Source organism: Shimwellia pseudoproteus, from assembly GCF_016415625.1.
Classification (GTDB): domain Bacteria; phylum Pseudomonadota; class Gammaproteobacteria; order Enterobacterales; family Enterobacteriaceae; genus Shimwellia; species Shimwellia pseudoproteus.
This window is the reverse complement of sequence record NZ_WBXP01000090.1, coordinates 1-5,993: the sequence shown is the minus strand read 5'-3', so window position 1 is coordinate 5,993 and position 5,993 is coordinate 1. Positions and strand designations below refer to the sequence as shown.

Genomic DNA, 5,993 nt, shown 5'->3' with positions numbered 1-5,993 from the left:
TTCGATGTGTTTGCGGGAAAAAAATCGGCCCAGATCCGCGAAATTTTAATCAGCGAGTCAGCTTGGGAAGAAATGACCTGCTTATTCGCACCTTCCCTATCTGGAAGAACGCCGCAAAGAGATCAATGCCTGGAACAGCAGCCGTCAGGCCCAGAGTAACTCGCAGCTTAACGGCCGCCGGCTGACCAATATCGGTACCTTCCGGGTGTATCTTACCGAATATCTGCGTAACCACCCGCGGATCCGCAAAGATATGACCCTGATGGTTCGCCAGCTGGAGCCAGGCGCTACCGGGTTACCGATTGAGATTTACGCCTTCACCAACACCGTTGTCTGGCTGGAGTATGAGTCGATTCAGTCAGATATTTTTGACCATATCATGGCCATTATCGGTGAGTTTGATTTGCGTATTCACCAGACCCCCACCGGGTATGACGTGCGCAGCGGGCTGGGGAGCGCCGGCCAGGCGGCCAGCTGACCGCAGGCCGACATTAGCGCACAACCGGCAGGCCCAGGATGCGGCCGGCCGGTTTTGCGGGGCAACAGTCTACCCGCCCGGCGGTATCGCGCCAGTGGATTATACGTATTAATCTAATCGTATTTCTCAATGGCGTTTAACGCCTTGTTGTGCTTCTGTTTTTACGCCGCAATCATTTTTTGCCATTTTATGCCTATAGTCACCTGGCGACAAATGATATAAAAATATCAGCTATGCAAGAAAATCATCTTTTTTATTAGTGCGAGGTGGGCGATGAAATATATTATCAATGCCAATCTATTAATTATTAAAATAGGTAGTGGCCACTGTGCATTCCCTAATACGTCCACCGGATATCGGGAGATGACGGCCAAATGGCAACAATGGCGCAGCCAGCAACAACCGCCACCACAAAATACACCACTATTATAGTGGTGCATTAACTATCAATATTATTAACCAATTATCAGCTATATATTATATTCTGCGCCACCCGCGAAAAAAATAACACTACCCTCTTGATTTAGCGTCCAGTATCAAGCAAGTATAAAACAAGGTATTTTTAACCCTATGGACATCAGACAGGGAGTATGACATGAGTAATAATGAATGGCTTCAGGCTATCGGTCTGACAATTATTGTGGTGGCCCTGATCGGTTTATTTTTGCGCCTTGACAGGGTGTTTTACAAGAAACACGACAGTAAACACTCCTGACGACCAGCAAAATACTGCCCCGACCTGCAGCTGTCAGGGCAAGCCCTCACCAGTAGCGTTACGCGTCCCGCAGCGGCGTGGCCATCAGCGTCATCGCCATTTCCATCGCCTCCCGCGTATCCGGGGCCAGCTGGTGTTGCCCTGCCAGGGCGGTACGTAACATACCGGCGATGACCAGCGGTTTTGGCTCCATACCAAATTCATGAATTTCCAGTACCACATTGCCAATAACCCGGCACAACTCCGGGTAAAGTGGATGATTGCGATAGTCCATATGTTCTCCTTTTTTCAATAGGGTAACATATTTACTGCCGGCGGCGGCGCTGTGCCCTGCTCGCTGTACCCTACTCCTTCACGCTCAAATCCTGCGCGCCGAAATAATGTTGCGTTATTTCGGCATAGCGGCCATTGCGGATAATGGCCTCCAGCCCCTGGTTGATTAACTGCGTCAGCGCACTGTCGTCGTGGCGGATACCGTAAGCCGAACCTTTGCTGAACAGATCGGCGTCCGTCACCTCGGGGCCGGTCAGGGCAAAATCGGCCCCCTGGGGGGTGTGCAGGAAGCCATACATCACCGTAACGGCGGGCGCTAACGCCCCGTCCACGCGGCCGGCGTACAGATCCTCGTAAATCGCCTCCAGATCGGGGTAATTCTTAATCGTTACCCCCGCCGGTCGCCAGTATTTTTCAGCATAGATTTCCTGAATACTGCCCTGCTGTACCGCAATATCCTTGCCTTTCAGGCTGTCTACCTGGGGCTGAAGATGGCTCGCTTTGCGGGCAACCAGCCGGGTGGGCAAATGGAATACGTAGCGGCTGAAGCCGATGGCGGCTTTTCTTTTTGGTGTAACGCCGAGTGGCAATATCACATCGACCTTTCGCGCCAGCAGTGCCGGGATTTGCGCATCGAAGGTGTTCACGACATAGCGGCATTTGACGTTAACGGCCTTGCATACCGCATTGGTGAGATCGACTTCAAATCCCCCCGGGTTGCCGTCTTTATCCCGGAACTGAAACGGCGGATTAGTAAGATCGGCGCCAATGCGTAACACGTCCTGGGCGGCAGGCACCGCCGGGGAGAATATCAAGATCATCACCGCCGCAAGCAGGCCGGTTTTCTGGTGTATAGAGGTTGTCACTCGCTTTCGTCCATGTTGAAAAGTACCGTTGTCATCATGGCCGGCACGCGGCGAAAGCCGGGGAAACCGGCCTGATGTTGTGCCGCATCGCCAGCCCGCCAGAGGGCGCAGCGCGATAGCGTTGCTCACGTTACGGTACACAAGGAACGCTGCCGTTGTGTGATTATTTTGTTTTCAGAATGTAAGCAGAATGGCCTGGCGACGGCATAACGGCCAGCGCGGTGGTGATGTGTCGGCGGTGATGCCGGGAGGTACAGTAAGCAGAGTAACACGGGCGGTGACGGCATTCCCTGCTATCACCGCCCGTTACGTTACTACGTGTGTTTAATCATCACGTGGCGTACCACTGTGTAGTCTTCCAGGCCATACACCGACATGTCTTTGCCGTAACCGGACAGCTTCTGGCCACCGTGGGGCATTTCACTGACCAGGGTAAAGTGGGTGTTAACCCAGGTACAGCCGTATTGCAACTGGGCGCTGATGCGGTGCGCCAGGCCAACATCCCGGGTCCAGACCGATGACGCCAGCCCGTACTGTGAGTCATTGGCATAAGCCAGCGCCTGGGCTTCATCACTGAACGGCGTAATACTGACCACCGGGCCAAACACTTCGCGCTGCACGATATCGTCTTCCTGGCGGGCGCCCGCCAGCACTGTCGGCTGGAAGAAATATCCCTCCCCCGGCACCTTATTACCACCGGTAGCCACCTGGATATGCGGTAACGCTTTTGCGGCCTCCACCGCCTTGCTGACCCGCTCGAGGTGGGCCAGAGAGCTCAGGGGCCCCAGCTCGGTTGTCTCGTCATCTGGCTGGCCGTGTTTCAGGGTGGATACTGCCGCCGCCAGACGATCCACCAGGGCCGGATAGATCCCCTGCTGGGCGTAGATACGGCACGCGGCAGTACAGTCCTGCCCGGCGTTATAGAAACCAAAAATACGGATCCCCTCTACCACCGCATCCAGATCGGCATCATCGAAAATGATAACCGGTGCCTTGCCCCCTAGCTCCATATGGGTGCGTTTCATGGTGTCTGCCGCATTACGCACGATATGCTGGCCGGTGGCCACCAAGCCAGTCAGCGATACCATCCGTACTTTCGGGTGGCTGGTTAACGGATCACCCACCGTCGGGCCCCGGCCAAACAGAATGTTGACCACCCCGGCAGGGAAAATATCCTTCACCAGCGCCGCCAGTTTAAATGCCGTCAGCGGGGTTATCTCTGAGGGTTTCAGCACCACACAGTTCCCGGCGGCCAGGGCTGGCCCCAGCTTCCACGCCACCATCATCAGGGGGTAGTTCCAGGGGGCAATCGATCCCACCACCCCAATCGGATCGCGACGGATCATCGAGGTGTGCTCTGCCAGATATTCCCCCGCCGCCAGGCCATTCTGGCAGCGGGCGGCCCCGGCAAAGAAGCGGAAAACATCCACAATGGCCGGCAGCTCATCCCCGAGCACCAGATGGTACGGTTTGCCGCAATTGAGGGACTCAAGACGGGCAAATTCTTCCGCGTGGGTTTCAATGGCATCTGCCAGTTTAAGCAGCAGCCCGGCACGCTCTTTTGGCGTGGTCAGGCGCCAGGTGGCGAATGCAGCATCGGCTGCCTCTACCGCCTCGTTAACCTGCTCAGCTGTGGCTTCTGCTACCTTAACGATCACCGCACCGGTTGACGGATTGTGCACCGCAATGGATTCACCCAGTCCATTTACCAGTTGACCATTAATGAGTTGTTGGCTCTGCATACTGTCACCTTGTTTTGTCGTGTTGTTTTGTCGTGTTGTGTTTTGCTTTATTACGTTGTCTACGGGTTACTGCTCACTGCCTGGTGCGCTGTCGCTATCCTGCGTCCGCCATCAGGCGCCTAAAATCGGTATTGCGGTTACCAGTATCACCACACCCCGTTGGTGAAGCAGCCATAGCGGCGGCGTACGCGGGTGCCCGGCGCTAAAGGTGGTCACAATGGTTTTTATCAAACGACAGCGCATGCCAGCAGCGCTGAACGCACAGGCGGTAAGACGATATTGCGGGAGGCTGGTAGTCGTAAATATCCGGTAATCAGTACCACCGGTACCACGGTAACGGCCATCGGCATATTGCCGATGCCATAACCGGGCGGCCACAGTAAAACACAACCCGGCAAGGGCCCTGGGGGCAAAGTGGTTGTACATCACGGTATTACTCCTGTCAGAACAAAGCCTGCACTAAGCCCCCCTGGCCTGAAAATAATTTTCCCTGAGATCAACACTAGCCTGTCATTATTTTTAGTCACATATTTTTAACAACTATGTGACGTATCGCTCACCGGTTTTCAGTGGAAGCTGCCGCTGCCGGTCAAACAAAAATGGCGATTTTTAGAGTGTAGACAACTGGTTAACCGGTGGTATGCCGTATCATTATTTCCTATGACCGCTGGCGAACCCGCCAGACTGGCGTATCCTTAGCGGTGACCATTTGAAACGGAGAACAACCATGAGTATTTCTGCACGCAACCAGCTTCAGGGGAGTATCAGCCAGGTGACCACCGGGGCGGTGAACGATGAGGTCGTGCTGACCCTGAAAGACGGTGGGGATTTAGTGGCCGTGGTAACGCACAGCAGCCGGGAGTCACTGGGATTAGCGCAAGGCAAAGCGGCAATTGCGGTGATTAAGGCGCCCTGGGTCACCCTGGCGAGTGAAGATTGCGGTTATCGCTTCTCTGCCCGTAATCAGTTCCCCGGCAGCGTTGCGGCATTACATACCGGCGCGGTCAATAGCACAGTAACGGTCAAAACCGATGCCGGTATCACCCTGACGGCGGTGATAACCAATGATGCCGCCAGCGAAATGACACTGCAAACCGGTACCCGGGTACTGGCGCTGGTGAAAGCCTCTTCGGTGTTGCTTGCCGTCAAAGCCTGATTAGCGCTTGCCCTGCTGCCAGCTGGCGCGATCCAGCTGGTAGAGGACGTGGCGGCACAGCGGGTCCCCGGCCGGGAGTGCCGGATGCATAAACTCACCGCGCCGGGTCATCCCCAGCTTCTCCATCACCCGCCATGATTGCCGGTTATCCGGTGTGGTAAAAGCGACGATATTGTCCAGCCCCCGCTCCGCAAACCCCTGGCGCACCACCTCGGCGGCGGCTTCAGGTACCAGCCCCTGCCCCCAGTAATCCGCATCAAGGCGCCAGAAAATCTCCACACAGGGGGAAAACGGCAGCGGATGCGCGGGCACCGCGAGGCCAACAACCCCGAGGAAACGGCCGCTGTCCCGTAACTCCATAGCCCAGGGCCCCCAGCCATGTTCCGCCCAGTGGGCCATAAAGCGCGCCAGCAGCGCATCACTTTGTGGTGCGGTAAGTACCGCGGGGAAATGGCGCATTACGCGCGCATCGGCATTGAGGCGGGCAAATCCAGCGCTATCGTGTGTGGTCCAGGGGCGCAGCCTCAGGCGCGCTGTCTGCGGATGGGTTATGTTCATCAATAAGCTCACCGATTAAGTGTGACAACGTAACTATTGCCTGGTGCTCTGCCTCCCCCCACGAACCGCTGACGTTAAGACGGAAAAAACGCGTCTCGTCGCCCTGGAAAGGGCTTTGTTGAATAAATCAGATTTCGGGTAAGTCTCCCCCGTAGCGGGTTGTGTTTTCAGGCAATACGCACACTTTCAGGCATACCTGCTTTCG

General features: G+C 55.6%; 6 protein-coding genes and 1 pseudogene. 2 read left to right on the top strand and 5 right to left on the bottom strand.

The features are described 5' to 3' along the window. Nucleotides 1-94: 94 nt before the first annotated feature. Nucleotides 95-478: pseudogene (locus F9C28_RS19570) on the top strand (miniconductance mechanosensitive channel); the annotation flags it as partial. A gap of 773 nt (nt 479-1,251) precedes the next feature. Here F9C28_RS19570 and F9C28_RS19565 read toward each other — a convergent pair. The 4 genes from F9C28_RS19565 to F9C28_RS20530 form a co-directional block, all read right to left on the bottom strand. Then, on the bottom strand, nt 1,252-1,467 hold the full coding sequence (locus tag F9C28_RS19565; protein ID WP_199016920.1) for a DUF2767 family protein: 216 nt from the start codon (nt 1,465-1,467) through the stop codon (nt 1,252-1,254). A 70-nt stretch (nt 1,468-1,537) separates the two neighbouring features. After that, nucleotides 1,538-2,320, bottom strand: a complete 783-nt coding sequence (locus F9C28_RS19560) for a transporter substrate-binding domain-containing protein (RefSeq protein WP_199016921.1) — start codon at nt 2,318-2,320, stop codon at nt 1,538-1,540. Nucleotides 2,321-2,646: 326 nt separating this feature from the next. Continuing rightward, nucleotides 2,647-4,074: a gamma-aminobutyraldehyde dehydrogenase gene (locus F9C28_RS19555; protein ID WP_199016919.1), complete on the bottom strand. Its 1,428-nt coding sequence runs from the start codon at nt 4,072-4,074 to the stop codon at nt 2,647-2,649. Between the two features lie 111 nt (nt 4,075-4,185). Then, nucleotides 4,186-4,503: a hypothetical protein gene (locus F9C28_RS20530; protein ID WP_408641543.1), complete on the bottom strand. Its 318-nt coding sequence runs from the start codon at nt 4,501-4,503 to the stop codon at nt 4,186-4,188. Nucleotides 4,504-4,801: 298 nt separating this feature from the next. Here F9C28_RS20530 and F9C28_RS19545 point away from each other — a divergent pair, with 298 nt between their 5' ends. Further along, a complete protein-coding gene (locus tag F9C28_RS19545; protein ID WP_199016918.1) occupies nt 4,802-5,230 on the top strand; it encodes a TOBE domain-containing protein in 429 nt (142 codons plus the stop codon). Here the strand turns inward: F9C28_RS19545 and F9C28_RS19540 are convergent, their stop codons facing one another. Next, nucleotides 5,231-5,788 carry a GNAT family N-acetyltransferase gene (locus F9C28_RS19540; protein ID WP_199016917.1) on the bottom strand — a complete coding sequence of 186 codons (558 nt, stop codon included), beginning with the start codon at nt 5,786-5,788 and terminating at the stop codon, nt 5,231-5,233. It lies immediately after the preceding gene. Between the last annotated feature and the right edge of the window lie 205 nt (nt 5,789-5,993).